The organism is Hyphomicrobium nitrativorans NL23, assembly GCF_000503895.1.
GTDB lineage: Bacteria > Pseudomonadota > Alphaproteobacteria > Rhizobiales > Hyphomicrobiaceae > Hyphomicrobium_C > Hyphomicrobium_C nitrativorans.
On the sequence record NC_022997.1, the window covers coordinates 2,282,057 to 2,307,499 of the forward strand.

19 protein-coding genes are annotated in these 25,443 nt (G+C 65.2%); 16 read left to right on the plus strand and 3 right to left on the minus strand.

What is annotated here, in order from left to right:
- Positions 1-58: 58 nt before the first annotated feature.
- Positions 59-1,249 (minus strand): bifunctional 2-C-methyl-D-erythritol 4-phosphate cytidylyltransferase/2-C-methyl-D-erythritol 2,4-cyclodiphosphate synthase, encoded by a 1,191-nt coding sequence (locus W911_RS10650; RefSeq protein ID WP_023787548.1) that lies wholly within the window; start codon positions 1,247-1,249, stop codon positions 59-61.
- 165 nt (positions 1,250-1,414) lie between these two features.
- Here W911_RS10650 and dusB point away from each other — a divergent pair, with 165 nt between their 5' ends.
- The 9 genes from dusB to W911_RS10695 all read left to right on the plus strand — a co-directional run bounded on the left by dusB (position 1,415) and on the right by W911_RS10695 (position 13,155).
- Positions 1,415-2,428 (plus strand): tRNA dihydrouridine synthase DusB, encoded by a 1,014-nt coding sequence (gene dusB / locus W911_RS10655; protein ID WP_023787549.1) that lies wholly within the window; start codon positions 1,415-1,417, stop codon positions 2,426-2,428.
- Positions 2,425-3,606, plus strand: a complete 1,182-nt coding sequence (locus tag W911_RS10660; RefSeq protein WP_023787550.1) for a two-component system sensor histidine kinase NtrB — start codon at positions 2,425-2,427, stop codon at positions 3,604-3,606. The genes dusB and W911_RS10660 overlap by 4 nt, the downstream gene beginning before the upstream one ends.
- 5 nt (positions 3,607-3,611) lie before the next feature.
- On the plus strand, positions 3,612-5,057 hold the full coding sequence (ntrC, locus tag W911_RS10665) for a nitrogen regulation protein NR(I) (RefSeq protein ID WP_041318410.1): 1,446 nt from the start codon (positions 3,612-3,614) through the stop codon (positions 5,055-5,057).
- A gap of 306 nt (positions 5,058-5,363) precedes the next feature.
- Positions 5,364-7,652: a sensor histidine kinase NtrY-like gene (locus tag W911_RS10670; protein ID WP_023787552.1), complete on the plus strand. Its 2,289-nt coding sequence runs from the start codon at positions 5,364-5,366 to the stop codon at positions 7,650-7,652.
- 51 nt (positions 7,653-7,703) lie between these two features.
- Entirely contained in the window at positions 7,704-9,101 is a 1,398-nt protein-coding gene (ntrX, locus tag W911_RS10675) for a nitrogen assimilation response regulator NtrX (protein ID WP_023787553.1), read from the plus strand.
- Positions 9,102-9,149: 48 nt separating this feature from the next.
- Entirely contained in the window at positions 9,150-10,010 is an 861-nt protein-coding gene (locus W911_RS10680) for a D-amino-acid transaminase (protein WP_023787554.1), read from the plus strand.
- A gap of 193 nt (positions 10,011-10,203) precedes the next feature.
- Positions 10,204-10,449 (plus strand): RNA chaperone Hfq, encoded by a 246-nt coding sequence (gene hfq, locus W911_RS10685; protein WP_023787555.1) that lies wholly within the window; start codon positions 10,204-10,206, stop codon positions 10,447-10,449.
- Between the two features lie 94 nt (positions 10,450-10,543).
- Complete coding sequence (hflX, locus tag W911_RS10690) at positions 10,544-11,875, plus strand: GTPase HflX (protein WP_023787556.1); 1,332 nt, start codon at positions 10,544-10,546, stop codon at positions 11,873-11,875.
- Positions 11,876-11,925: 50 nt separating this feature from the next.
- Positions 11,926-13,155: an FAD-dependent oxidoreductase gene (locus tag W911_RS10695; protein WP_023787557.1), complete on the plus strand. Its 1,230-nt coding sequence runs from the start codon at positions 11,926-11,928 to the stop codon at positions 13,153-13,155.
- Positions 13,156-13,184: 29 nt separating this feature from the next.
- Here W911_RS10695 and mazG read toward each other — a convergent pair whose 3' ends face one another.
- Positions 13,185-14,039: a nucleoside triphosphate pyrophosphohydrolase gene (mazG, locus tag W911_RS10700; protein WP_041318413.1), complete on the minus strand. Its 855-nt coding sequence runs from the start codon at positions 14,037-14,039 to the stop codon at positions 13,185-13,187.
- 197 nt (positions 14,040-14,236) lie between these two features.
- On the opposite strand from mazG, the gene W911_RS10705 reads away from it, so the two are divergent.
- Positions 14,237-14,992, plus strand: a complete 756-nt coding sequence (locus W911_RS10705) for a hypothetical protein (protein WP_023787559.1) — start codon at positions 14,237-14,239, stop codon at positions 14,990-14,992.
- Positions 14,993-15,197: 205 nt separating this feature from the next.
- Here the strand turns inward: W911_RS10705 and W911_RS10710 are convergent, their stop codons facing one another.
- On the minus strand, positions 15,198-16,760 hold the full coding sequence (locus W911_RS10710; RefSeq protein ID WP_023787560.1) for a leucyl aminopeptidase: 1,563 nt from the start codon (positions 16,758-16,760) through the stop codon (positions 15,198-15,200).
- Positions 16,761-17,150: 390 nt separating this feature from the next.
- On the opposite strand from W911_RS10710, the gene lptF reads away from it, so the two are divergent.
- The 6 genes from lptF to rsmA all read left to right on the plus strand — a co-directional run bounded on the left by lptF (position 17,151) and on the right by rsmA (position 25,425).
- Positions 17,151-18,461: an LPS export ABC transporter permease LptF gene (gene lptF, locus W911_RS10715; protein ID WP_023787561.1), complete on the plus strand. Its 1,311-nt coding sequence runs from the start codon at positions 17,151-17,153 to the stop codon at positions 18,459-18,461.
- Between the two features lie 3 nt (positions 18,462-18,464).
- A complete protein-coding gene (gene lptG, locus W911_RS10720) occupies positions 18,465-19,556 on the plus strand; it encodes an LPS export ABC transporter permease LptG (RefSeq protein ID WP_023787562.1) in 1,092 nt (363 codons plus the stop codon).
- A 93-nt stretch (positions 19,557-19,649) separates the two neighbouring features.
- The gene (locus tag W911_RS10725) at positions 19,650-22,016 is read left to right on the plus strand and encodes an LPS-assembly protein LptD (protein WP_244438495.1); all 2,367 of its coding nucleotides are present in this window, start codon (positions 19,650-19,652) and stop codon (positions 22,014-22,016) included.
- A 201-nt stretch (positions 22,017-22,217) separates the two neighbouring features.
- Positions 22,218-23,444 (plus strand): peptidylprolyl isomerase family protein, encoded by a 1,227-nt coding sequence (locus tag W911_RS10730; RefSeq protein WP_023787564.1) that lies wholly within the window; start codon positions 22,218-22,220, stop codon positions 23,442-23,444.
- Positions 23,444-24,529: a 4-hydroxythreonine-4-phosphate dehydrogenase PdxA gene (gene pdxA / locus W911_RS10735; RefSeq protein WP_023787565.1), complete on the plus strand. Its 1,086-nt coding sequence runs from the start codon at positions 23,444-23,446 to the stop codon at positions 24,527-24,529. Before W911_RS10730 ends, pdxA begins: the two co-directional genes overlap by 1 nt.
- The gene (gene rsmA / locus W911_RS10740) at positions 24,526-25,425 is read left to right on the plus strand and encodes a 16S rRNA (adenine(1518)-N(6)/adenine(1519)-N(6))-dimethyltransferase RsmA (RefSeq protein WP_023787566.1); all 900 of its coding nucleotides are present in this window, start codon (positions 24,526-24,528) and stop codon (positions 25,423-25,425) included. The genes pdxA and rsmA overlap by 4 nt, the downstream gene beginning before the upstream one ends.
- Positions 25,426-25,443 lie beyond the last annotated feature (18 nt).

Consider the following 25,443-nt stretch of genomic DNA (forward strand, 5'->3'; position numbering starts at 1 on the left):
CCGGGTCAGCCGGTGAGGAAAATCCGCTGTGCGGTGCGTCATGTGCGACGAGCATAAGTCAGGCGGGCATCAGCACTGTGGCAGCCGCCATCGCCGCGAGTCCCTCACCGCGGCCCGTGAAGCCGAGCCGTTCCGTCGTAGTCGCCTTGACGCTGACGCGCGCCACGTCGAGCCCTAGAATCTCGGCTACGCGGCCGCGGATGGCGTCGCGATGGGGACCGATGCGTGGCGTTTCGCACAGGATCGTCAGGTCCACGTTGACGATGCGTCCGCCGCGTGTGGCTACGCGCTGGGCCGCATCGGCGAGGAAGATATGCGACGCCGCGCCTTTCCACCTCGGGTCGGACGGTGGGAAATGCTGGCCGATGTCTCCTTCGCCGATCGCGCCGAGCAGCGCGTCCGTCAGAGCATGCAGCGGCGCGTCGCCGTCCGAATGGGCCGAGAGCCCCTTGTCGTGCGCGATCCGCACGCCGCCGACCCAGACGTGATCTCCCTCGCAGAAGGCATGGACGTCGAAGCCGGTGCCTGTCCGCGTTTCGAGACGCGGTTCGTTGGATCGAAGCAGATTCTCGGCCATGGCCAGATCCTCCTGCGTGGTGATCTTGAAATTCCGCCGTGGGCTCGCGACGAGGGCCACGCCGAGCCCGGCCCATTCCGCCAGGGCTGCGTCGTCCGTGAAATCGTCACGCCCGTCGGCGGCCGCGCGGGCGTGCGCGGCGCGGATGAGGGCGAAGCGGAAGCCCTGCGGCGTCTGCGCCTGCCAGAGGCCATTGCGCGAGAGCGTATCGGAGACGGTGCCGTCGCCATGCGCACGCTTCAGGGTGTCGGCCACCGGCTGCGCGGCAAGTGCCCCCTCGTGATTGCGGAGCGCATCGAGCACACCCTGGATGGTGTCCGGGGACACCAAGGGCCGGGCGGCGTCGTGGATCAGCACGAGGTCCGGGGCGTCGGCCGAGAGCGCTTCAAGCCCGAGACGCACCGACTCTTGCCGTGTCGCACCGCCGATGACAGGCGCAAGCAGGCGGTCGGGCGCCAGCCGCACGCAATCGGCATAAAGCTCCGCATCGTCGGGATGAATGACGACGGCAATGCGCTGGATTTCCGGAACGGCGTGAAAGGCCGCGATGGCGTGCGTAAGCACCGGCCGGCCCGCAAGCGGCGCATATTGCTTGGGCGGGAGGCCTGAGCCGCTGGCCCGGGATCCCCGGCCGGCGGCAACGATCAAGGCGGCTGCTGTCACGAGAGGCATCCAGGCTGAACGGCGATGGCTTGGGACTTAGCCTCGACGCGGCAATTGGGCAATCGCCGGCCCGCGCTTCGCGCTTGCGCCGGAGGGGAGGCCGACATATTGTGCCTAAATCCAAGGCACACAATATTCGTGCCCAACTTATAGGCAAGACGAGACCTTTCGCCTGTGACACGCCTTCAAATCGGCTCACAAGCCATTGCCAACAATGTCTTTCTCGCTCCGATGACCGGGGTGAGCGACTTGCCGTTCCGCCGCTTGGCTCATGCGCACGGGGCGGGGCTCGTCGTCTCCGAAATGGTGGCGAGCGCCGAATTGGTCGCGAGCCGCAGCGACGTCCTGAAGCGCGCCGAGGGCGAGGGATTGACGCCTTTTGTCATACAACTCGTCGGTTGCGAGCCGCGCTGGATGGCAGAGGGCGCGCGGATCGCGGAAGCAAAGGGCGCCGACATCGTCGATATCAACATGGGCTGCCCCTCCCGTGAGGTGACAGGCAAAGCCTCGGGCTCGGCGCTGATGCGCGATCTCGACCACGCGCTCGCGCTGATCGAGGCGGTCGTTGGTGCCGTCACGGTGCCCGTCACGCTCAAGATGCGGCTCGGATGGGACGATCGCTCGCGCAACGCGCCGGAGCTCGCGCGGCGCGCCGAGGCGGCCGGCATCCAACTCCTCACGGTGCACGGGCGCACGCGCCAGCAGTTCTTCAAAGGCGAGGCCGATTGGACGGCCGTCCGCGCTGTCAAGGAGGCCGTTTCGATCCCGGTGATCGTGAACGGCGACATCGCGAGCGTTGCGGACGCCCGCACCGCGCTCTCAGCTTCCGGCGCTGACGGCGTCATGATCGGGCGCGGGGCCTATGGCGCGCCTTGGCTTCCGGGGCAGATCGCAGCGGCGCTCGCAGATGGCGCGCTCGAAACGACGGCGCTGCCGCTCGCTGAGCAGGCGCGCATCGCGCGCGGCCATGTCGAAGCGATGCTCACCCACTACGGCGAGTTCCTGGGCCTTCGCAACGCGCGCAAGCATATCGGCTGGTATCTGGAAACGAGCGGGCATCGCACCGAAACGCTCAAGACGTGGCGGAGGCGGTTGTGCACGGAGGACGACGCCGTGCGCGCGCTCGAATTTCTCGATGCGTTCTACAGCGACCGATCCGATGAGGATGTGCTGGAGAACGCGGCGTGATCAAGAAAGCAGCAGAGCGCAGCCAAGCAGCGCCCCTCCGCAAGCCCGCGCTCGATCACGAGTTGCTCCTGGGCTCGCTTCCCCACCCCATCCTCGTCGTCGGCGAGGAGAACCAGATCGTTTACGTGAATGCGGCGGCCGAAGCGTTCCTGTCGATGAGCACGGCGTTGCTGCTCCGGATGCGCTTGGACGACATCATGGCGTTCGGGTGTCCGCTGCTCTCGTTGGTCGATCAGGTGCGCGAAAGCGGATCGACCGTGAACGAATACGGCATTGAGCTTGGCAGTCCGAAGTTTCCGAGCCCGCGGCTTGTCGATGTGTTCTCCGGCCCCATCAGCGAGGCCGAGCCTCTCATTGTCGTGATGCTTCAGCAGCGCACCATGGCGCACATGATCGAGCGCCAGTTGACCCATAGAGCGGCGGCCCGCTCCGTATCGGGCATGGCCTCTGTCCTCGCGCACGAAATCAAGAATCCACTGTCGGGCATCAAGGGTGCCGCCCAGCTTCTTGAGCAGAGCCTGTCGGACGAGGATCGCGTGCTGTCGCAGCTCATATGCTCGGAGACGGAGCGTATCCGAAATCTCGTGGACCGCATGGAGGTGTTCGGCGACGAGCGCCCGCTGGCGAAGGAGCCGGTCAACATCCACGACGTTCTGAACCACGTGCGCCGGCTGGCCGAATCCGGCTTCGCGCGCGGCGTGCGCTTCATCGAGGATTACGATCCCTCGCTCCCGCCCGTGCCCGGCAATCGCGACAAGCTCGTGCAGGCGTTCCTCAACCTGATCAAGAACGCGACAGAAGCGCTCGGCGACGGCAACAGCGAGGGGCGCATCGTCATGCAGACGTCGTTTCGTCCGGGCGTCCGGCTCTCTGTGCCCGGCACCGACACGCGCATCAGTCTGCCGCTCATGATCCAGATCGAGGACAACGGGAGCGGCGTGCCCGACCACCTACGTCCGCATCTTTTCGATCCCTTCGTGACCACCAAGCACAACGGCACCGGGCTCGGCCTCGCCCTCGTCGCCAAGATCATCGGCGATCACGGCGGCATCATCGAGTGCGACAGCGAGGCCAACCGCACGATGTTTCGCGTCCTTCTTCCGATGCAGGACCGCGCCCACCACGACAGCCGTCCCCTTCATCATCGGCCCATTCCAGCGAACGACAGGAGAGCATGACGCCCATGGCTCGCGGCACAATTCTCATCGCCGACGACGACACCGCCATTCGCACGGTGCTCAATCAGGCGCTCGCGCGCGCCGGTTATGCGCCGCGTGCGACCGGAAACGCCGCCACGCTCTGGCGCTGGGTCAGCCAGGGCGAGGGAGATGTGGTGATCACCGATGTCGTGATGCCGGACGAAAACGCGTTCGACCTCATTCCGCGCATCAAGAAGGTGCGTCCCGATCTGCCGATCATCGTCATGAGCGCGCAGAACACGCTGATGACGGCGCTCACCGCGGCCGAGAAAGGCGCCTACGAGTATCTGCCGAAGCCCTTCGATCTCTCCGAAGTTGTCTCCGTCGTCGCGCGCGCGCTCGCAGGGCAGGGGCGGCGGCCGCGCGCGGCGGCGAGCGATATGGAGGCGGAAGAGCTGCCGCTGATCGGCCGCTCGCCCGCCATGCAGGAAATCTATCGGGCGCTGGCGCGCCTCACGCAGACCGACCTCACGGTGATGATCCAGGGCGAAAGCGGCACCGGCAAGGAATTGGTCGCGCGCGTGCTGCACGACTACGGCAAGCGCCGTCAGGGGCCGTTCGTCGCCATCAACATGGCCGCGATCCCGCGCGAACTGATCGAAAGCGAATTGTTCGGCCACGAGAAGGGCGCCTTCACGGGCGCGCAGGCGCGCGCCATCGGCCGCTTCGAGCAAGCCGAGGGCGGCACGCTCTTTCTCGACGAGATCGGCGACATGCCGCTGGAAGCCCAGACGCGTCTTTTGCGCGTGCTCCAGCAGGGAGAATACACCACCGTCGGCGGACGCACGCCGATCAAAACGAACGTGCGCATCGTGGCCGCCACCCACCGCGATCTCAGGAGCCAGATTCAGCAGGGCCTCTTCCGCGAGGATCTCTATTACCGTCTCAACGTCGTGCCGCTCCGCCTGCCGCCGCTGCGCGAGCGCGTGGAGGATATCGGCGATCTCGTGCGCCACTTCCTGCGCCAGGCCGCGCGGGAAGGCCTGGGCCAGAAGTCGATCGAGACGAGCGCCATCGAGCGCCTCAAGGCGCATCCCTGGCCGGGGAACGTGCGCGAGCTGGAAAACTTCGTCCGTCGTGTCGGCGCGCTCTATACGCAGGATACGCTGACCCAGCAGATCATCGATCAGGAACTGGTCGAGGCACTCCCTCAGCGCAGTACGACGGCAGAATCCGAACCCAAGGATTTCTCCGAACTCGTGGAGCGCCACCTCACGCAATACTTCGCGAGCTTCGGCAAGGAGCTGCCTCCTCCCGGGCTCTACGACCGGGTGATCCGTCAGGTGGAATATCCGCTGCTGTCGGCGGCCCTCGCGGCGACGCGCGGCAACCAGATCCGCGCCGCCGAGCTTCTGGGCCTCAACCGAAATACGCTCCGAAGCCGCATCAAGGCGCTCGACATCCGCGTCTTCCGCAGCCCCATGAGCTGAGCGGGCGAAGGGAGCGTTCTCCGCTCTGCAACACGACTTGTGCCGTTCGGTGTGGAAACGGCGTTACATTCGCGCAATTCCCACGTGGCAACACTGCACAGTGGATGGCTATGCCGCACCGTTGCGTCGCAAGAATGTCACAGTTAGGGTGTCTCAATTACCCCTGAACAGCGTGCGCCGATCCATGGCGCCCCTCGACGTTGCGAAGAAACCGCGCCGCTCACGAAATCCGTGCTCGGAGAGTGACATGCGTGCGGATACTCGGACGGCGGCGGTCGGATTTCTTGGGTCAAGGACAGAAGACACATGGCCGGAACTGGCTCACCTGAGAAAGCGGCGTGGACGGGCACCGCGGCATCGCCTCTCGACCTGACGGACCGCGCCTTCTGGACCGGCCTCGTCATCGTCATCCTCTCGATTATCGCGGCGCTGGCGACGTACCTGATCCTGACCGGCCTCACGCCCATCGCCCCGCGCGACGAGATCGTCGTCGGCGCGCTGTTGCTGAACCTCCTGCTCATCGCCGCGATGATCGTCGTCATCGCGTGGCAGGGCTACGGCATGTGGCGGGCGTGGCGCGCGAAGCTCGCGGGCGCGCGGCTGCATGTCCGCATCGTGCTGCTGTTCTCGATCATCGCGGCGCTTCCGGCGGTGGTGCTCGCGGCGGCGGCGACGACGACGTTCTCCCGCTCGCTCGATGGCTGGTTCTCCACCCGCACGCGGGCGATCGTCGACAACTCGATGGAAGTCGCGCAGGCTTATGTCGATGAGCACAGGCAACTTATCCGTACCGACCTCGTGAACATGGTGCGCGACATCGATGCCTCCGCCGACAACATCCCCGGCGATACGGAAGCGTTCCGTCAGCACGTGATGGCCCAGGCCGCGCTGCGCGACCTTCCGACCGCCTACGTGCTCGACGGCGAGGGCAATCCCGTCGTCAAAGCGCTCGAAAACGACGCCATGCCGCTCGCGCCGGTGCCCATTTTCTATTTGCGGCAGGCCGACACCGGCCAGGTTGCGATGTTTACGCCGACAGGCACCGCCCAGGTCGCCGCCATCGCCAAGCTCAATCGCTACGACGACCGCTTCCTCTACGTGACGCGCACGCTGAGCCCCAAGGTCATGGGGCATCTCACGGAAACGGCGGAGACGGTCGACGAGTACAATCAACTCAGACGCGCGCGCGGCGGACTGAGGCTCGCGCACGCGCTGATCTACACGATGATTTCCATGACCGCGCTCTTGGCGGCCATCTGGGTGGGGCTCTGGTTTGCGGGCCGCTTCGTCGCGCCGATCCGCCGCCTGATCGCGGCCGCCCAGCAGGTCTCTCAGGGCAATCTCGCGGTGGAACTGCCCGAGCGGCGCGGAGAGGGCGATCTCCGGCGCCTCTCCAACACGTTCAACACCATGACGCGCGAAATCAAGAGCCAGCGCGACGCGCTCGTCACCGCCAACGAGCAATTGCTCGACCGCCGCCGCTTCATGGAAGCCGTGCTGTCGGGCGTGTCGGCAGGTGTCATCGGTCTCGACAGCCACGACCGCATCACGCTCGTCAGCCGTGCCGCCGAGCAGCTTCTGGCAACCACCGAAGCCGAACTCGTCAACAAAAAGCTGATCGACGTGCTGCCGATGCTGGCTCCCGCCCTCGAACGGCGCGAGGAACCGGGCGCGAAATCGCGCGGCGTGCAAGAGGTCGCCGTCACCATCGGCGAGGAAGAGCGTATTTTCGCAGTCCGCGTGACGCGCGAGAAGGAAGGGCCGGGCGAGGTCGGATCGGTTGTCACGTTCGACGACATCACCGAGCTCGTGTCCGCGCAGCGCACGTCCGCCTGGGCCGATGTCGCGCGCCGCATCGCGCATGAGATCAAGAACCCGCTGACGCCGATTATCCTCTCGGCCGAACGCATCCGCCGCAAATATGGCCGCGTCATCACCGAGGACCGCGAGACGTTCGACAAGCTCACCGCGACGATCGAGCGGCAGGCGGGCGACATCAAGACGATGGTGGACGAGTTCGCGTCGTTCGCGCGCATTCCGAAGCCCGTCATGGAGCACGGTGATCTGCGCGACGCCGTGCAGGATCCCGTGATCCTGTTCCGCGAAAGCCATGGCAGCGTCATCTATACGCTCAAGATGCCGGACACGCCGCTGCATGGTTCGTTCGACCGCCGTCTCCTGACGCAAGCGCTGACCAATCTCGTCAAGAACGCGACGGAGGCGGTGGAGAGCGCGGCCGAAACGGAACCTGGGCGCGAAGGACGCGTCGAGGTGGAGCTTCGCCGCGACGCCGAGCGCATCGCAATTTCCGTGACCGATAACGGCCCGGGATTGCCGAAGCATAACCGCGCCCGCCTGCTCGAACCCTACGTCACGACGAAGGGACACAAGGGCACGGGATTGGGCCTTGCCATTGTTCAAAAGATCATCGACCAGCATGACGGCACGCTGATCTTCGAAGACGCGGAGCCTGCGCCCGGCCGACCCACGGGGGCCTGCGTCACGCTTTCGCTGCCGCTTTCGATCCTGACCGATGTGGCAAGATCGGGAGACGCGAGCGGCGTGCCGAAACGCGCGGCGAGCGGCGACATCTGACACGATATATCGATTGCAAAACGTACGACGGATCCTTGAGGAGTTTGAGAGATGGCTGCAGACATCCTGATCGTCGATGACGAAGCCGACATTCGGGAGCTCGTATCGGGCATCCTGGAGGACGAGGGGCATCGCACGCGGCTGGCCCGCGACAGCGACGAGGCGCTGCGCATCATCGAGGAGCGCCGCCCGCAACTCGTCATTCTCGACATCTGGCTGCAGGGCAGCCGCCTCGACGGCCTCGAAGTGCTCTCCGTCATCAAGCGGACCTATCCCGAGCTGCCTGTCGTGATCATTTCCGGCCACGGCAACGTCGAGACCGCCGTCACCGCGATCAAGCGCGGCGCGTACGACTACATCGAAAAGCCGTTCAAGGCCGACCGGCTCGTACTCGTCACGCTGCGCGCGCTCGAAGCCTCGTCCCTCAAGCGCGAGGTGCGCGAACTCAAGGAGCGTTCGACCGTCTCCGCCGAGATGATCGGCAAGTCGCCCGCCATCAATCAGCTCAAAGGCGCCATCGACCGTCTCGCGCCCACCAACAGCCGCATCCTGATCCGTGGCGCGTCGGGGGCGGGCAAGGAGCTGGCCGCGCGCCTGCTGCATCAGAAATCGCACCGCGCGGACGGGCCCTTCATCGTGCTCAACGCCGCCTCCATGGCGCCCGACCGCGTCGAGGAAGAATTGTTCGGCACAGAGGATCGCTCGGGCGGCCCGCGCAAGGTCGGCGCCCTCGAAGAAGCGCACGGCGGCACGCTCTACATCGACGAAGTGGCCGACATGCCGATCGAGACGCAGGGCAAGGTGCTGCGCGTCCTCGTCGAGCAGAAGTTCCAGCGCATCGGCGGCGCGCAGAAAGTATCGGTGGATGTCCGTATCGTGTCGTCGACGAGCCGCGATCTCGAACGCGACATGAGCGAGGGCCGCTTCCGCGAGGATCTCTATCACCGGCTCAACGTCGTGCCGCTGCGCGTGCCGGGCCTGCCCGAGCGCCGCGAGGACATTCCCGATCTCATCCAGTATTTTGTGAGCCAACTCGCGCACGCGTCCGGTCTCGCGCCGCGCCGCATCGGCGAAGACGCCATTGCCGTGCTTCAGGCCCACGACTGGCCTGGCAACGTCCGTGAGCTTCGCAACAACATCGAGCGGCTGATGATCCTCGCCGGCGGCGATCCTTCGACCGTCATCACCGCCGACATGCTGCCCGACGAGATCGGCTCGAACGTGCCGCTGCCCGTCAACGGCGGCGCGGAGCACCTTATGAGCCTGCCGCTGCGCGAAGCGCGTGAGATCTTCGAGCGCGAGTATCTCCTGGCGCAGATCAACCGCTTCGGCGGCAACATCTCGCGCACGGCCGAGTTCGTGGGCATGGAGCGCTCGGCGCTTCACCGCAAGTTGCGCGCGCTCGGCGTCTCGTCGGATCAGCGCGGCAGCGAACTCAAGATCGGCTGATCGGCCCAAAGCTCAAAGACGAGTGCAAAGACGAGTGCGGGGGAAGGCATGACGCGGGTCGTGTACGTCAACGGGCGCTATCTGCCCTATGCGCAAGCGGGCGTCCACGTCGAGGATCGCGGCCTTCAGTTCGCTGACGCGATCTACGAGGTGTGCGAGGTAAGGGCCGGCGCGCTGGTCGACCGCACGCGCCACATGGAGCGCCTCGAACGCTCGCTCGCGGAGCTTGGCATCCGCCAGCCCATGTCGCGTGCCGCGCTCTCGATCGTTCTCTCCGAAACGGTCCGCCGCAACCGCGTGAAGACGGGTCTCGTCTATCTCCAGATCACGCGCGGCGCCGCGCCCCGCGACTTCCCGTTTCCGCGATCCGGCGTTTCGCCCACGGTCATCTGTCTCGCCCGCAGCCTCGACGGCGCGGTGCGAGAGGCGAGGGCGAGCGCGGGCATCGCCGTCGCCACCATGCCGGATACCCGCTGGGCGAGGTGCGACATTAAGACCGTCATGCTGCTGCCGGCCGTCCTCGCCAAGGAAGACGCCGGAAAGGCCGGGGCTCAAGAGGCGTGGTTCGTCGATCGTGACGGCTTCGTGACGGAAGGCGCGTCGAGCAACGCGTGGATTGTCGATCGCGACGGCACGCTGATCACGCGCGCGCTCGGCCACGAACTGCTGCCTGGCGTGACGCGCAGAACGCTTCTGGACTTATTGAGTCGGGAAAAAATCCCGCTAATTGAACGGCCGTTTCGGGTAGAAGAAGCAATCGCCGCACGCGAGGCGTTCGTCACGTCGGCTTTCGGTCTCGTGATGCCGGTCGTACGGATCAATGGAGTTGCCATCGGCGACGGACATCCTGGAGATTTGACGCGGCGGTTGCGCTCAAACTTTCACCAGGTTGCCGAACTTTGTCGCTGAGTACGGATCTTGGTCATTCTTGCAGTTGTCGGCGCGGGATCGCGCGCCTATTGTCTCGTCATCCAGCTATGTTAGCTGCTCCTAAATCGCGGATTGCCCGGCACGTTCGCGGCGGCTTTTCGATTACGACGGCGCCTGTGACCGTCGCCCAAGTACAAAGTCCAGGAAGAGGCTAAAAAAGAGGCAACGACCTATGGCCGCAGATCGCGCTCAGAACCTCCAGGACACCTTCCTCAATCACGTCCGCAAAAGCAAAACGCCCCTCACGATTTTTCTCGTCAACGGGGTCAAGCTTCAAGGCATTGTGACCTGGTTCGATAATTTTTGCGTACTCCTTCGCAGAGACGGGCATTCGCAGCTGGTTTATAAGCATGCGATCTCGACCATCATGCCGGGTGCGCCGGTTCATTTGATGGAAGCGGAGTCCGACGGACAGTAAGGGTAGGCGTCCGATAGACGACCACAGCACGAAGCCGGGCAAGAACCCGGCCCGCGAAGACGCGAAGAAGCAGAGATCCGCTGACGACGAGGCGATGCGCGCGCTGGTGCTCGTGCCGGTGCTGACGCGTGCCCGCGCGGCGAGCGAGGATGCGCCCCGCAGCGCGCAGCGCGTCTCGCTGCATTCGCCGGAAGACCGGCTCGCGGAATCGACGGGCCTCGCGGAAGCGATCGACCTCGACGTCGCCGAAGCGCGTCTCGTCTCCGTGCCCCAGCCGCGTCCGGCAACGCTGTTCGGCTCGGGCAAGGTCGAGGAGATCGCAGACCTCGTCAAAGACGAGGACGTCGGCCTCGTCATCGTCGATCACACCATCAGCCCCGTCCAGCAGCGCAATCTCGAACGCGCGTGGAATGCCAAGGTGCTCGACCGCACGGGCCTCATTCTCGAAATCTTCGGCCGCCGCGCCCGCACGCGCGAAGGACGCCTTCAGGTCGAACTCGCCCACCTCTCGTATCAGAAGGGCCGCCTCGTGCGCGCCTGGACCCATCTCGAACGCCAGCGCGGCGGACGCGGCTTCCTTGGCGGCCCGGGCGAAGCGCAGATCGAGCTCGACCGGCGGATGCTCGACGAGCGGATCATCGCCATCCGCCGCGAACTCGAAGGCGTGGTGCGCACGCGCGAGCTGCATCGCAAGGGCCGGCGGAAGGTGCCGTATCCGGTCGTCGCCATCGTGGGCTATACCAACGCCGGCAAATCGACGCTCTTCAATCGCCTGACGCAGGCGGGCGTCATGGCCATGGATCAGGTATTCGCCACCCTCGATCCCACCATGCGGGAAGTGCGCCTCGGCTCCGGCCGGCGCATCATTCTGTCGGACACCGTGGGTTTCATCTCCGACCTGCCGACACAACTCGTGGCCGCCTTCCGCGCCACGCTCGAAGAGGTGATAGGAGCCGATCTCGTGCTCCATGTGCGCGACATCGCCCATAGCGAGACGGACGCGCAAGCGGTGGATGTCGAGCACGTCCTGCGCGATCTCGGCGTCGAGACGGATGCCGCTTCGGGCCCGATCCTCGAAGTCTGGAACAAGGTCGATCTGCTCTCGCCGGTTACGCGGGAGGAAGCGCAGGCCGCTGCCCGATTCCGGTCCCACAAGCCTGTTTTGATTTCGGCTGCGAGCGGCGACGGCCTCGACCGCCTGCTGGCGCGCATCGACGCTCGCCTCGGCGCGGCCGACGAGATCGTGAGCGTCAGGGTTCCGGCGAGCGAAGGCCGGCTGGTGGCGTGGCTGCACGAAAACGCCGAGGTGATCGCACGTGAGACGCAGGACGACGGAACGCTCGACGTGCGCGTGCGTATTGCATCGGAAAAGAAACAGCGCTTGCTGAACGCTCTCGGGCGCGCGGGCCTCACGCCAAACGTATAAGGCACGGCGGCGCGTCTCTCGTCCGCCTGTCCTCCGGAGGAGGCCGAGGTATGGCGATATATGAGACACGATGCTGCGTGGTGGGCGGCGGGCCGGCTGGCCTGATGACGGGATACCTGTTGGCGCGGGCGGGCGTCGATGTCGTCATTCTGGAAAAGCACGCCGATTTTCTCCGCGATTTTCGCGGCGATACCGTCCACCCCTCCACGCTCGACATCATGGACCAGATCGGCCTGCTCGACCGCTTTCTCACGCTGCCTCATCAAAAGGTGCCGCGCCTCTCCGCGCAGTTCGGCGACGAAAAGGTGAATATCGCGGATTTCTCGCACCTCCCCGTGCGCGAGACATACATCGCGCTGATGCCGCAATGGGATTTTCTCAATTTTCTCGCGGAGGAGGGCGCGCGTTATCCGGGCTTTCGCCTGTTCATGGAAACACAGGCGACCGGCCTCATCGAGAAGGACGGCACGGTTGTCGGAGTCCGCACGAAAGGCCCCGGAGGGACGGAGGGCGAGATCCGTGCCGATCTCGTCATCGGAGCCGATGGGCGAGGGTCGCGCTTACGGGAAGACGCCGGGCTCGAAAGCATCGACGCCGGCGCGCCCATGGATGCGCTCTGGTTTCGCCTGCCTCACAGGCCGTCCGACAGCGAGGACACGATGGGCCGCTTCGGCGCGGGCACGCTGCTGGTGCTGCTCTACCGCGGTGACTACTGGCAGTGCGCGTACGTGATCCCGAAAGGCGAATTCGAAAGTTTGAAAGCAGGTGGGCTCGAAGCCTTCCGCAGCGCGATTGCCGCCGCGTCTCCGTTCGAAGCCGAACGCATGAACGCCATCCGCACCTGGGACGACGTGAACCTGCTCACGGTGCGGGTGGATCGGCTCAAGCAGTGGTATCGGCCGGGCTTCCTCGCCATCGGCGACGCTGCCCACGCCATGAGCCCGATCGGCGGTGTCGGCGTAAATCTCGCGGTGCAGGATGCCGTCGCCGCGGCCAACCGGCTCGCGCGCCCGCTGACCGCACGCACGGTCACGCTCGATGATCTCCGCGCCGTGCAGCAGCGCCGCGAACTCCCGACGCGGGTGACGCAAAGGCTTCAGCTCGTCATGCAGAACCGTATCGTGGCGCCGACGTTGCGCACGCGCGAGGCTCCGAAGCCGCCGCTCGCTGTGCGCCTCATGCAGAGCTTCCCGATCCTCCAGCGAATTCCCGCGCGCATTCTCGGCCTCGGCGTGCGCCGCGAGCGGGTGGCGGATTTCATCGTGCGGGCCGGAAGCTGAAGATCGCTCCGCCGGGCGCGTCGAACGGTTCACTCCCGCTCGCGCGCTTTCGCTTCGTCCCAGAGCGCGTCCATCTCCGCGAGCGTCGAGCCCTCGGGTGTGCGCCCGTCTTCTGCCAGCCGCTGCTCGATATGCGCAAAGCGGCGCATGAACTTGCCGTTGGCGCCGCGCAGCGCCGCTTCCGGATCGAGTTTGAGATGGCGCGCCACGTTGGCCATGACGAACAGAAGATCTCCGAATTCTTCTTCGACCTTCGCCTGCGTGTCCGCGCTCAGATCCGGATCCGAGCTGCGCGGATCGGCGGGAAGGGCGACCTCGGCTAATTCGCCGATCTCCTCGCGAAGCTTGTCGAAGACCGGCGCGAGCGACGGCCAGTCGAACCCAACCTTCGCCGCTTTGTCCTGCAACTTGATGGCGCGCGTGAGGGCGGGCAGCCCCACCGGGACATCCGCGAGAAGGCCGCCGCCGGCCTCCGCTTCGCCGCCGCGCGCGGCCTCTTTCGCGGCTTTCTCTTCCGCCTTAATGCGTGCCCAGAAGCCCTCGGCCATGCCAATGGAACGTCCGTTCTCGTCGCCGAACACGTGCGGATGGCGGCGGATCATCTTGGATGTGATCGCCTCCACCACATCCCCGAACGCGAACGCGCCTTGCTCTTCCGCGAGCCGCGCGTGATAGGCGACCTGCAGCAGGAGATCGCCAAGCTCGTCGCGCAGATCGACGAGATCCTCGCGCGCGATCGCGTCCGCCACCTCGTAGGCTTCCTCGATGGTGTAGGGCGCAATCGTCGCGAACGTCTGTTCTAGATCCCACGGGCAACCCGTTCCGGGCGTGCGCAGCGCGGCCATGATCTCGATGAGGCGGGCGATGTCTTTCGACGGTGTCATGCGAAGCGGTATCCAGGCGATGGCGGACGGGGCGTCATGACATGCTTCCGCCCGCGACTCCAGACGGATGAGCGGCGCGCGGAAAATGCGGGCGCATCCCATTGTGTGCCCCCGGCGCGGCGCGTTAAACCTCGATACCGACGAGCGGGCGGCCAGGGGGATGCCGCGGCGAGACGCGCGTCCGAAGGGGAGGGACCATGATCGTCGTACGCGTTTTCCTCAACGGACTGATCATGGCGGCCGAAGTCGCGGCCGTGCTCGGCATCGCTTACCTCGGCTACACGCACCCGTTTCTGTTCGCAGCCGGCACGGCAGGCCTCGTGGTAATCCTGGGGCTCAGGCTGGAAATCTTGCGGCTCAGGCACGAACTGCCATTCTACTTCGAGGGCGCGCGCCCCCCGCGCCTTATCCTCGTGCCGCTGGTGGGCGGTGTCGAAGCGCTGATGAAAGGCGTCCTGGCGGGGCTCGCTGCGCTCTTCACGTTTGCCGGCACGGACAGCGACCGCCTGTTCTGGGTCGCGGTGGTGTTCGCCATCGTGACGTATGCAGGCGCCAGCATCCTCAGAGGGCTTTCGGTCTCGTTTCGCGCCGAGCCGTGGCGCTGGGGTTTTTTCAGGCTCAGCGCACCGCTGGGCCTCGCATTCTCCGCCGGCATCACGGCGCTCGTCGGGCTCGGCCTCATGACATCCCCGAGCGTGAGCGAGATCGGATGGCGGCTGGTGTGGGAGCTGCCCGAGCGCCCGTCCATCAGCCAGGTGAGCGAGCTGTTCTTTCAGATCAAGCAAGCGTTCGACGATTTCGTCGTGATGCTGCTCAGCCAGGCGATGTCGCGGGAGTGGGCGCGGGTCGCCGCTATCGTCGTGAGCGTGAACGTCCTGACGGGCTTCGTCGCGTCGGTTTACGCGACCGTGATTGCCGCCGTCGTGCGGGCCGCGGAAGAGCGGCTGCCGTAAACCCGCCGTCACGTCGATGGCCGAGCGTCTGCGATGGCCCGTGTCCAAGCCGAGCCCAAAGCCGACCACACTAATTTCCCGAACACCCCATCGTTCGCATAATATACATTATGGAAAATATTAGATCTTAACAATTTAAAACCAATGGTCTGCTCTAAGCGAAGCGCGAGCCGCGGCCTCGTCATTGCCGCGGCTCGGCACGATGTTACGCCTTCTCGGTCTTCTCGAAGTTGTCGGCCACCAGCCGGTCGAGCAACTGCACGCCCCAGCCCGACGCCCAGCTCGTGCTGATCTCGCTCTTCGGCGCGTCCATGGCCGTGCCCGCGATGTCGAGATGCGCCCAGGGCATATCCTTCTTGATGAAGCGTCCGATGAAGGCCGCTGCCGTACACGCGCCGCCCCAGCGTCCGCCGATGTTCTTCACGTCCGCGTTGCGGCTGTCGATCAGCTTGTCGTAGGACTTGTCGAGCGGCATCCGCCAGACCTTCTCGCCGGTGGCCTTGGATGCGGCGATGAGCTGGTCGGCGAGCTTGTCGTCATTGGCGAAGAGGCCGGCGAAATCCTTGCCGAGCGCGACCATGATGGCGCCCGTCAGCGTGGCGAGATCGATCACGAAGCGCGGCTTGAAGCGCTCCTGCGCGTACCAGAGCACGTCAGCGAGCACGAGGCGGCCCTCGGCGTCGGTGTTGAGGTTCTCGACCGTCTGGCCCGACAGCGACACGACGATGTCGCCCGGGCGCGTCGCCGTGCCTGACGGCATGTTCTCGACGATGCCGATCAGGCCGACGGCGTGCACCGCCGCCTTGCGCTTGGCAAGGGCGACCATGAGGCCGACGACGGCGGCCGCGCCGCCCATGTCGCCCTTCATGTCCTCCATGCCGGCCGACGGCTTGATCGAGATGCCGCCGGTGTCGAACACGACGCCCTTGCCGATGAAGGCGAGCGGCTTGGCGCGCTTCGACTTGGCGCCGTTCCATTGCATGATGGCGACGCGGGCGGGACGCGCGCTTCCCTGCGCGACGGAGAGCAGCGTGTTCATGCCAAGCTCGCGCAGCGTCGCGTCGTCGAGGATCTCGACCTCGAGTCCAATGCTCTCAAGCTCCTTCACGCGATCTGCAAACTCCACGGGGCCCAGCACGTTCGCCGGCTCGTTGACGAGATCGCGCGCGAAATGAATGCCGTCGGCAACCGCCCGCTTGCCCTCGAATGCGGCGCGGGCCTTGTCCGGGTCCGCGCAATGGATGACGAGCTTCTCAAGCGTATCCCCGCCCGCTTTCTTGTCGCCGCCGTTCCCGTTTGCGCCCTCGCCGTTTCCGTTGGCCTCGGCCTTCTTCTTGTACTTCTTGAACGTGTAGTGGCGGAGTGCCGCGCCGAACGCGAGGTTGGCCGCCAGCACGTCGGGCTTCACGCCCGCGCCCGCAACCTCGGCCACCAGGCTCGCCTCCGTCGCCTTTCGTGCCGCGATCTGGCCCAGCGTGTAGCCGCCAAGCGCCGCCCAATCGCTCTCGGAATGCTCGCTCGCGTTTCCGGCACCGATGAGGACCAGCCGCTGACAGTCGAGCTTCTGCGGGGCGAGGATTTCGATAGAGGTCTTGTGCTTACCCTTGAAGCTGGCCGCCTCGGCGGCTTTGAGCACCAGACCCTGGGCCTTCGTGTTGAGGGCCTGCACGGCCGGCGACAGGGCAAGCTCCTGCGCGGCGAGAACGGCAAGGGCGGATGCGGGCGCCGCGTCCAGACGGGCGAAGTTGATTTCAAGCGGGGCGGTCATCGTTCGGTGGTGCTCCTCGGGCGGGTAAGACTATGGCGGCCCGCGCGTGTCGAACACGGGGCGCACGAGACAGAGGCGTCTGGAGCGGACAGCTCGTCCCCTTTAGGCACGGACCCTTGGGGGGCACGGAAAAGGCTGTCGGCCAGCGCGAAGGCGGGAATACTTTTCGATCTTCGCTGTGGAAATTAGACGCTCGCCCGCGAAGTGCAAGCAGCCGTGGGCTGAAATCTCGGCCGGGAGCCTTAATATCCCCTGGCCGGACGCAAAGCGCGCGGGGCTGAAGCTCCCGTGCTATCGGCTTGGTGCAGAGCCGAATTTCCGCCATTGTGGCGTGGAAGGACGGCACAGGGTCGATTTACGACCCGAGCGGGGGAACACAGGGCTTGGAAGGTGGCGCGGCGCTCCGGCCGCGAGGCGTATGACGTCGCCTCGCGCAGCCGGCAGGCGCGAAAGGCGTTGCCGAGCCCGGAGCTTGAGCGGTATCGGCGGCTGATGACGATCATCTCGCGATATATCTTTCGTCAGACGTCGGGTGCGCTCCTTATCGTGCTCCTGTCGCTCACGGGAATCGTGTGGATCTCGCTCGCGCTCCGCGAGCTGAACGTCGTGACGAGCAAGGGTCAGAGCGCGCTGACCCTGATCCAGATGACCACGCTCGGATTGCCGGGTTTCATCGCCGTCATCACCCCGTTCGCGCTTCTGATCACCGCCATTCACGCGTTGAACCGCCTCAACAGCGACAGCGAAATCATTGTGTTGACGGCCTCCGGCGCCACCATCTGGACCGTCGTCAAGCCGATGATCGGCCTCGCGCTTCTGGTCATGGGCTTTCTCGCGTTCGTCAACCATCTGGCCATGCCGTGGAGCCTGCAGCAGCTCCGCACCAAGGTGATCGAGGTTCGCACCAACCTCTTGAGCCAGGTGATCCAGCCGGGGCGATTTTCAAGCCCGGAACCGGGGCTGACGGTCCACATCCGGGAGCGCAGCCTGGACGGCACGCTCTACGGCCTCGTGATGCACGACGCCCGGGACGACAAGCAGGTTCAATCCTATCTGGCCGACAGAGGCCTGCTCGTCGATTCCGAGGGCGGGGCCTATCTGTTCATGATGGATGGGCACATCCTTCGCCGCTCGGGAGGCGTCGCCGAACCGACGCAGATCATTGAATTCGAAAAATACGCCGTCGACCTCGACAGCTTCGAGGAACGCCGCGACCAGACCGTTCAGTTCCGCCCCCGAGAGCACTACACGGGCGACCTGATCGCCCCGGACGAGGCAAATTCCTATTACAAACGCGATCCCGGCCGCTTCCGCTCGGAGTTGCATGAACGCCTATCTAACGTGCTCTATCCGCTGGCGTTCGTGCTGATGGCGGTGGCCGGGGTCGGCCAGGCGCAAAGCACACGCCAAAGCCGAAATGCGCGCATGGCCATCTGTTTCCTGTCAGGGGTCGGGGTGCGCCTGTCGGGACTCGCGGCCACCAATCTGGTGACCATCAATGCCAGCGCTGTGCCCCTGCTCTACATCATCCCCCTCGCCGCAATCGGGTGGTCTGTGATGCGGATCATGCAGGGCGCGCGGATCTCCAAGACGCAGGTTCTGGTGGAGCGTGCGCAAGAGAAGCTGCTCGAACTCTGGCAGCGCCTCAGGGAGCGTGGCCTGCGCCGCCCCGACGCCGCTCCTGCCGGACACGGGGGCTGACCCATGCTCGGCAAACACACGCTTTCGGTCTATATCGGACGGCGCTTCCTGACGGCGATCTTCGGCGTCTTCGGGCTCTGCTCGATCCTGATCTTCATGATTGATTTCGTGGAGCTTTTACGCCAAGCCGGCAAGTACGGCAGCGTTCCGGCCTGGCTGCTGGCCTGGATTACGCTCCTGAGGCTTCCCGCCTACACCGAGATGCTGCTGCCGTTCGCGATTCTCGTCGGCTCCATCGGAGCCCTTCTGATGCTGGCGCGGAAAAGCGAGCTTGCGGTCATGCGCGCGGGCGGCATGTCCGTGTGGCAGTTCCTGCGGCCGGCGCTCGCGGTGGCCCTGGGACTCGGCGTCCTGAGTTCGATTGCCTTCAACCCGCTTGCGGCCGGTGCCCGAGACCGGGCCGAAGACCTCTACGCCGAGGCGTTCGACCGCGAGTTGCAGCTGCTCGGAAAGGGGTCGGGGCCGTGGCTGCGCCAGGATGGACCCGACGGCCAATCGGTCTTGAGCGCGGCGTCGGTCCAGAGCCATGGGACAGAACTCCGGTCCGTCACGGCCTTCGTCTACGACGAGAACGGGAAGTTTGCGGAACGGGTGGATGCGCGCACCGCCACCCTCGAAGAAGGCGTCTGGGTGCTCGACGAGGCCATGGTGTCGGGCGTCGGCCGTCAACCGGAATCGTACCCGACGTATCTGTTGTCCACATACCTCTCTCCCGAACGTGTCGCGGACGCCTTCGGAAGCGTCATCTCGCTTTCGTTCTGGGAGCTTCCAGACCTTATTTACATCACTGAAAAAGCGGGGCTTTCATCAGCTCAATTGCGCATTCAATACGAGCTGCTGCTGAGCCGTCCGTTGCTGTGCGTCGCCATGGTTTTTTTAGCGGCAACTGTGTCGTTGCGGTCCTTCCGCTCTGGAGGCATCCAGACTATGGTCGTCACCGGAATGGCTGGGGGCTTCGGGTTTTTCCTTTTTGCTGAAATATCAAGGCAAATCGGGACGGCGGGCCTCGCTCCGATCTGGGCGGCGGTGTGGATTCCTGTGCTGCTGGTCATTCTGGTTTCGGTAACGGTGCTCTTGCACCAGGAGGACGGCTGAGTGATGCGTGTTGCGCACGAGCTGCTGCCGACATGCATGAAGGTTTCGCCCACGTATTCTCGCCGCTTTGGTAGGGGATGCGGGGCTTTGCGCGTGCTTGCCTCGACCCTCCTCCTCTGCTCGGCCGCAGCGCTTCCGCTCATTGCCACCTCGCCTTCGGCACACGCCCAGGGCTATAGCGAGGAGTACCGGAGCACGGGCGGCGGAGCCCCCTCCGCATTCCCCCAGCAGCCCGGCGGCATGTTCGGCACGCCCCAGAAGGTCGACGAGACGCTGCCGCTCTACCTGCAGGGCGACGAGCTGATCTACGACACGTCGGGCAACCGCGTGATCGCGCGCGGCAACGTCGAAATCTATTACAACAAGAATATCTTGACGGCCGACCAAGTCATCTACGACCAGGGCGCCAACACGCTCACCGCCTCCGGCAACGTCGAACTCAAGGAAGCCAACGGCAACGTCATTCGCGCCGATGCCTACACGCTGACGGACGACTTCCGCGACGGCTTCGTGCAGTCGCTTTCGGTGGTCACGCGCGACGATTCCCGCATTACCGCAGACCGTGGCGAACGGCGCGAGGGCAACGTCACCGAATTCTCCGAAGCGACCTTCACGGCGTGTAAGAGCGACGGCAACGTTCCGCCGCTGTGGTGCGTCGGCGCGCGGCGCATCATTCACGACCAGCAGGCTGCCACGATCCGCTATCAGGACGCCGAGTTCAAAGTGCTCGGGACGACGATCGCTTATCTGCCCTACTTCGAGCACCCCGATCCGTCGGTGAAGCGCAAGAGCGGCTTCCTGGCGCCGAGCTACGGCAATTCCGACGAACTCGGCATCTTCGTCGAGCTGCCGTATTACTTCGCCCTTTCGCCCCACTACGATTTCACGTTCCGCCCCCGTTACATGAGCGACCAGGGCGTGCTGTGGCAGGGCGACTGGCGCCAGAAGCTCGCGAACGGCGAGTATTCGATCACCTTTGCCGCCATCGACCAGGATTGGACCAAGCTGCCGAGCGGCAATCCGGATCTCGACGGCTGGCGGGGCAGCATCGAGACGCGCGGCCGCTTCTCGCTTTCGAGCTGGTGGAGCTACGGCTGGAACGCCACATTCGAAAGCGACGACAACTTCCGCCGCTTCTACAAGCTCGACAGTCTGCTGCTGACGGATCGCGTCAACGACATCTGGCTCGAAGGCATTTCGGATCGGAACTACTTTAGCGCCAAGCTCTATCACTTCGAGAGCCTGCTCCGCAGGGACGATTCCGCGGACGCACTTGTTCATCCGGTGATCGACCACAACTACGTCTTCCACGATCCCGTGCTTGGCGGCGAGTTGTCATGGAGATCTCACGCGCTGAGCCTCTCCCGCTCAGACGTGCGGATCGGGCAAGGAGCCAACCTGATCTCTCAGGACATGAACCGTGCAATCACCGAAGTGAAATGGCGCCGCCGGTTTACGGATGCGGTCGGTATCACCTACACGCCCTTCGGCGAGTTGCGCGGCGACGTCTATCAGATCAACTACGAAGATCCGAACGCGCCCGGTTTGGCCGGCCTTGACGACACCTTCCTGCGCGGCTTGGCGACGGGTGGTGCGACTGTGTCTTACCCCTGGGTCGCCAACGTCGGGAGCACATCGCATGTGATCGAGCCGATCGGCCAGATCATCACGCATAACGCCAGCGCCAAGCAGGAAGGCCTGCCCAACGAAGACGCGAAGAGCTTGGTTTTCGACGACACGAACCTGTTCGATACCAACAAGTTTTCGGGCTACGACCGCTTCGAGACCGGCACTCGCGCCAACGTTGGCGTGCAGTACACCTTCCAGGGCCCCGTGGGGTATGCCCGCGTGCTCGCCGGCCAGAGCTTCCACCTCTCGGGCGAGAACGCCTACAACGAGGACACGGCGGCGTTTGGAACCCGCAGCGGCCTCGAAACCAAAAGCTCGGATTACGTGCTCGGCGTTTATCTTGCGCCGACCGACATCTTCCGCGTGATCGCCCAGTCTCGCTTCGACGAGGACGACCTCACGTTGCGCCGCCAGGAGCTGGCCGCGACCTTCAACTATGGTCCACTCGCTCTGGGCGCGTCGTACACGTACACGAATACGAACCTGCTCGACGAAACGGTCGGGCTGACCAACGCATTCCTTACCGAGCAGGACATTTCGGCCTATGGCACCCTGAGGCTCACCGATCGTTGGTCGCTGTCGGGCTCGATGCGCTACGATCTCGAAGGCGGCAAGCGTCTGTACGATTCGATCACCCTCGCCTACCTCGACGAATGTTTCATGCTGAGCGCCACCTACAGCCAGACCTTCTTCGAAGACGTCGACCGCGACATTCGCCCCGATCAGGTCGTGATGCTGCGCTTCGAGTTGAAGCACCTCGGCGGCTTCAACTATCAGACCAACGTCGTCGACTTCATGGGCGGCGAGGACGCGACCGTCTATCAGCAGTAAATGCGGCGCAGTCCTCGGCGGGCGCGCTCGGCGCTGAGCGGCACAACTGTTAACCCTGAACCGCTCGCCCGACCGGCGCTCCCCGCGCCTTGGCATGGCCACGGTTGGTGTGGATAAAAGTTCCACCCTTTGCGATGGTGTCGTCCGGGCTTTATCCTCAAATCGAGTCAAGGCATCGCAGCGTGCCGCGAGACAGCGAAGATGACCAACCTATTCCGTGCCGCATCCCTTTTGTCGACCGCGCTCCGTTCGGGAGCCGGGGTTGCGCTCGCCCTTTGGGTCGTCGCGCCGGCCAGCGCGCACGCTCAGGGCACCGGAACCCTCACCGCTAATGTCGAACAGGCTGAGCCCCAACAGGGTCCGGGCCGGGCCCCGCGCTCCAAGGGCGCGCAGGGAATTGCCGTGCTGGTCAACGACGAGCCGATCACTGCCTATGAGATCGAGCAGCGCGCGGCGTTTCTCGCGCTTCAGGGTGGCGGCCGCAGCGCCGATGACATGAAGGCCAAAGCCGAAGCGCGCTGGAAGCGCATCGTGCAGGATCCGAACACGAACAAGCGATTCCAGGACTTCCTGAAGAAGAACAACGTGCAGTCCCAGGAGCAGGCGCGCGCGCTGCAGGAGAAGTTCATCAAGCAGTTGCAGAGCAACATGATGGCCGAGATCCAGCGCGAAGCGCGCTCGGGCGCGGTCTCAAGGTCGCGCGGCCCGGCTCAGGACGAGTTGATCGAGGAGAAGCTCAAGCTTCAGGAAGCCCGCCGCCACAACGCCGTTGCCGAGGATGAAGACGTCAATCGCATCATCGCGGGCATTGCCGAGCGCAACAACATGAACATCGAGCAGTTCGGCAAGCATATGAAGGGTATGGGCGTCGATATCGAGACGATGCGCGCCCGCTTCCGCGCCGAAATTTCCTGGCGGGAAGTCGTGCGCCGCCGCTTCGGCAGCATGGTTGCCATCACCGAGCGCGACGTCGATCGCTTCGTCGCCAACACGCCGATGGCTCAGGCCGACCTTGAGTTGCAGCTCCGCCGCATCACGCTTCCGCTTCCCGCTCAAGTCGATCAGGCGGTCATCGCGCGCCGCATTTCGGAAGCGGACCTGCTCGCGGCGCGCTACACGGGCTGCGAATCCATGCCCGCCCTTGCCGCCTCCGCATCCGGCGCGCAGTACGAGGACCTCGGCACCCGCAAGCCTGCGACCATTCCCGAGCCGATGCGCACGCTCCTGCTCAATGCCGGCGAAGGCGATCTGCTTCCATCGAGCGTCGGCAGCGCCGGCATCGAATTGTGGGCGCTGTGCGGCCGCAGGACGGGTGGCGAATCCACACGTGAGACCGCGCAGAACGAGCTTCGCCAGAAGGAGTTCGACGTCCTTGCCCAAAGGCACCTGAAGGACCTGCAGCAAGACGCGGCCATCGAGATCCGCTGATGACGGCGCGCGCGCCCGCCGGGGCAGATGCACCGGATCAGGCGCGACCGCTCGCGCTCAGCATGGGAGACCCGGCCGGCATCGGCCTCGATATCGCCCTCATGGCTTGGCATCGGCGCGCCGAACATGCCCTCCCGCCGTTCGTGTTTTTCGGCGACGCCGAAGCGCTTGCGGCGCGTGCCCGTGCGCTCGGGTTCGGCGGGCTTCCCGTCGAGATCGTCTCCGACGACCTTCGTTCTGTCGCGGACATCTTCACCACGCGCTTTCCCGTGTCTCCGGTGGCGTGTCCCGCCTCCGTCGTGCCCGGCACCCCGGACCCCACGAATGCACCCGCTGTGATTGGCGCGATCGAGTCGGCCGTCGAAGCGGTGCGGACGGGCGCCGCGCGCGCCGTCGTCACCAACCCAATTTCGAAAGCCGTGCTCAAGGCGCACGGATTTCCGCATCCCGGCCACACCGAGTTTCTGGGCGCCCTGGCCGAAACCCGCTTCGGCGCAAGCAATGTCACGCCCGTGATGCTGCTCACCTCGCGCGAACTCTCCGTCGTGCCGCTCACGATCCACATCCCGCTCGCGCGCGTTCCCGCCGCGATCTCGAAACAGGCGATCGAGGAGACGGCGCGCATCCTGCATCGCGCTCTCAATATCGATTTCGGGATTCGCGAACCGCGCATCGCGATCACGGGCCTCAATCCCCACGCAGGCGAGCAAGGAACCATGGGCGACGAGGACGAACGCATCGTAGCGCCCGCCATTGCCACGCTTCGGCGTGATGGATTGGCTGTTAGCGGACCGCATCCCGCCGACACGCTGTTCCATGCAGCCGCACGAGAGACGTACGATGCGGTCCTTGCCATGTATCACGATCAAGCTCTGATCCCGATCAAGACGCTCGCGTTCGACACGGGCGTCAACGTGACGCTCGGCTTGCCGTTCGTTCGAACGTCGCCCGATCACGGCACGGCGTTTTCCATCGCCGCTACAGGTCAAGCACGCGCGACGAGCCTGATCGAAGCGCTCAAATGCGCGGACGCCATTGCAACGCGCCGCGAGAGCGCCGCGCAGTGCGATGGTGCAGCCCGATGACGAGCGACGATGGCGCCGCCGCATCGCGTCCGGGCGCGAGCCCCGACGGTCTGCCGCCATTGCGCGATGTCATCCGCCAGCACGAACTCGCGGCGAAGAAGAGCCTGGGGCAGAATTTTATTCTGGACCTCAACCTCACACGCCGCATCGCGCGCGCGGGCGGCGCAATCGACGGACGCACCGTGGTCGAGGTCGGCCCGGGTCCCGGCGGACTGACGCGCGCGCTTCTCATGGAAGGCGCGGGCCGCGTGATCGCGGTCGAACGCGATTCCCGCTGTCTCCCGGCGCTCGCCGAAGTTGCCGCGCGCTATCCAGGCCGCCTCGTTGTGCACGAAGGCGATGCGCTCGAAGCGGATTGGCAAGCGCTGATCGCGAACCCGCGCGAGAAAGCCATCGTCGCGGCCAACCTTCCCTATGGCGCTGCGACGACCTTGCTCATCGGCTGGCTCGAAACCGAACCGTGGCCACCGTGGTGGGACCGCATGGTGCTGATGTTCCAGAAGGAGGTGGCCGAGCGCATCGCCGCGGAGCCGGGCAGCAAGGCTTACGGCCGCCTCTCCGTCATTTCGCAGTGGCGGGCGGACGTGCGCATCGCGCTCACGCTCCCTCCGGCGGCCTTCACGCCCCCACCTAAAATCTCGTCCGCCGTTGTCGTGTTCACGCCGCGTGCGGAGCTTCAGCCCGCGTGCTCGGTGAAAGCGCTCGGCCGTGTCACGGCGGCCGCGTTCGGCCAGCGGCGCAAGATGCTGCGCGTGTCTTTGAAAACGCTTGTGCAGGACCCCGATGCGCTCCTTGAAGCCGCAGGAATCGCGCCGGAGCTGCGCGCGGAGCGACTCACTGTGCGCGAGTTCGCCAAGCTCGCGCTTGTCTACGAACGTTCGCCCGCCGGGCGGTAGCGGCCCCCTGTCTGTCAT

Coding starts and splice junctions, on each gene's coding strand:
- lptG (WP_023787562.1), top strand. CDS start 18,465: ATGCTCGGCAAACACACGCTTTCGGTCTATATCGGACGGCGCTTCCTG.
- hflX (WP_023787556.1), top strand. CDS start 10,544: ATGCGCGCGCTGGTGCTCGTGCCGGTGCTGACGCGTGCCCGCGCGGCG.
- W911_RS10670 (WP_023787552.1), top strand. CDS start 5,364: ATGGCCGGAACTGGCTCACCTGAGAAAGCGGCGTGGACGGGCACCGCG.
- W911_RS10730 (WP_023787564.1), top strand. CDS start 22,218: ATGACCAACCTATTCCGTGCCGCATCCCTTTTGTCGACCGCGCTCCGT.
- ntrC (WP_041318410.1), top strand. CDS start 3,612: ATGGCTCGCGGCACAATTCTCATCGCCGACGACGACACCGCCATTCGC.
- W911_RS10680 (WP_023787554.1), top strand. CDS start 9,150: ATGACGCGGGTCGTGTACGTCAACGGGCGCTATCTGCCCTATGCGCAA.
- W911_RS10705 (WP_023787559.1), top strand. CDS start 14,237: ATGATCGTCGTACGCGTTTTCCTCAACGGACTGATCATGGCGGCCGAA.
- rsmA (WP_023787566.1), top strand. CDS start 24,526: ATGACGAGCGACGATGGCGCCGCCGCATCGCGTCCGGGCGCGAGCCCC.
- W911_RS10650 (WP_023787548.1), bottom strand. CDS start 1,249: ATGCCTCTCGTGACAGCAGCCGCCTTGATCGTTGCCGCCGGCCGGGGA.
- pdxA (WP_023787565.1), top strand. CDS start 23,444: ATGACGGCGCGCGCGCCCGCCGGGGCAGATGCACCGGATCAGGCGCGA.
- ntrX (WP_023787553.1), top strand. CDS start 7,704: ATGGCTGCAGACATCCTGATCGTCGATGACGAAGCCGACATTCGGGAG.
- W911_RS10710 (WP_023787560.1), bottom strand. CDS start 16,760: ATGACCGCCCCGCTTGAAATCAACTTCGCCCGTCTGGACGCGGCGCCC.
- mazG (WP_041318413.1), bottom strand. CDS start 14,039: ATGACACCGTCGAAAGACATCGCCCGCCTCATCGAGATCATGGCCGCG.
- W911_RS10695 (WP_023787557.1), top strand. CDS start 11,926: ATGGCGATATATGAGACACGATGCTGCGTGGTGGGCGGCGGGCCGGCT.
- hfq (WP_023787555.1), top strand. CDS start 10,204: ATGGCCGCAGATCGCGCTCAGAACCTCCAGGACACCTTCCTCAATCAC.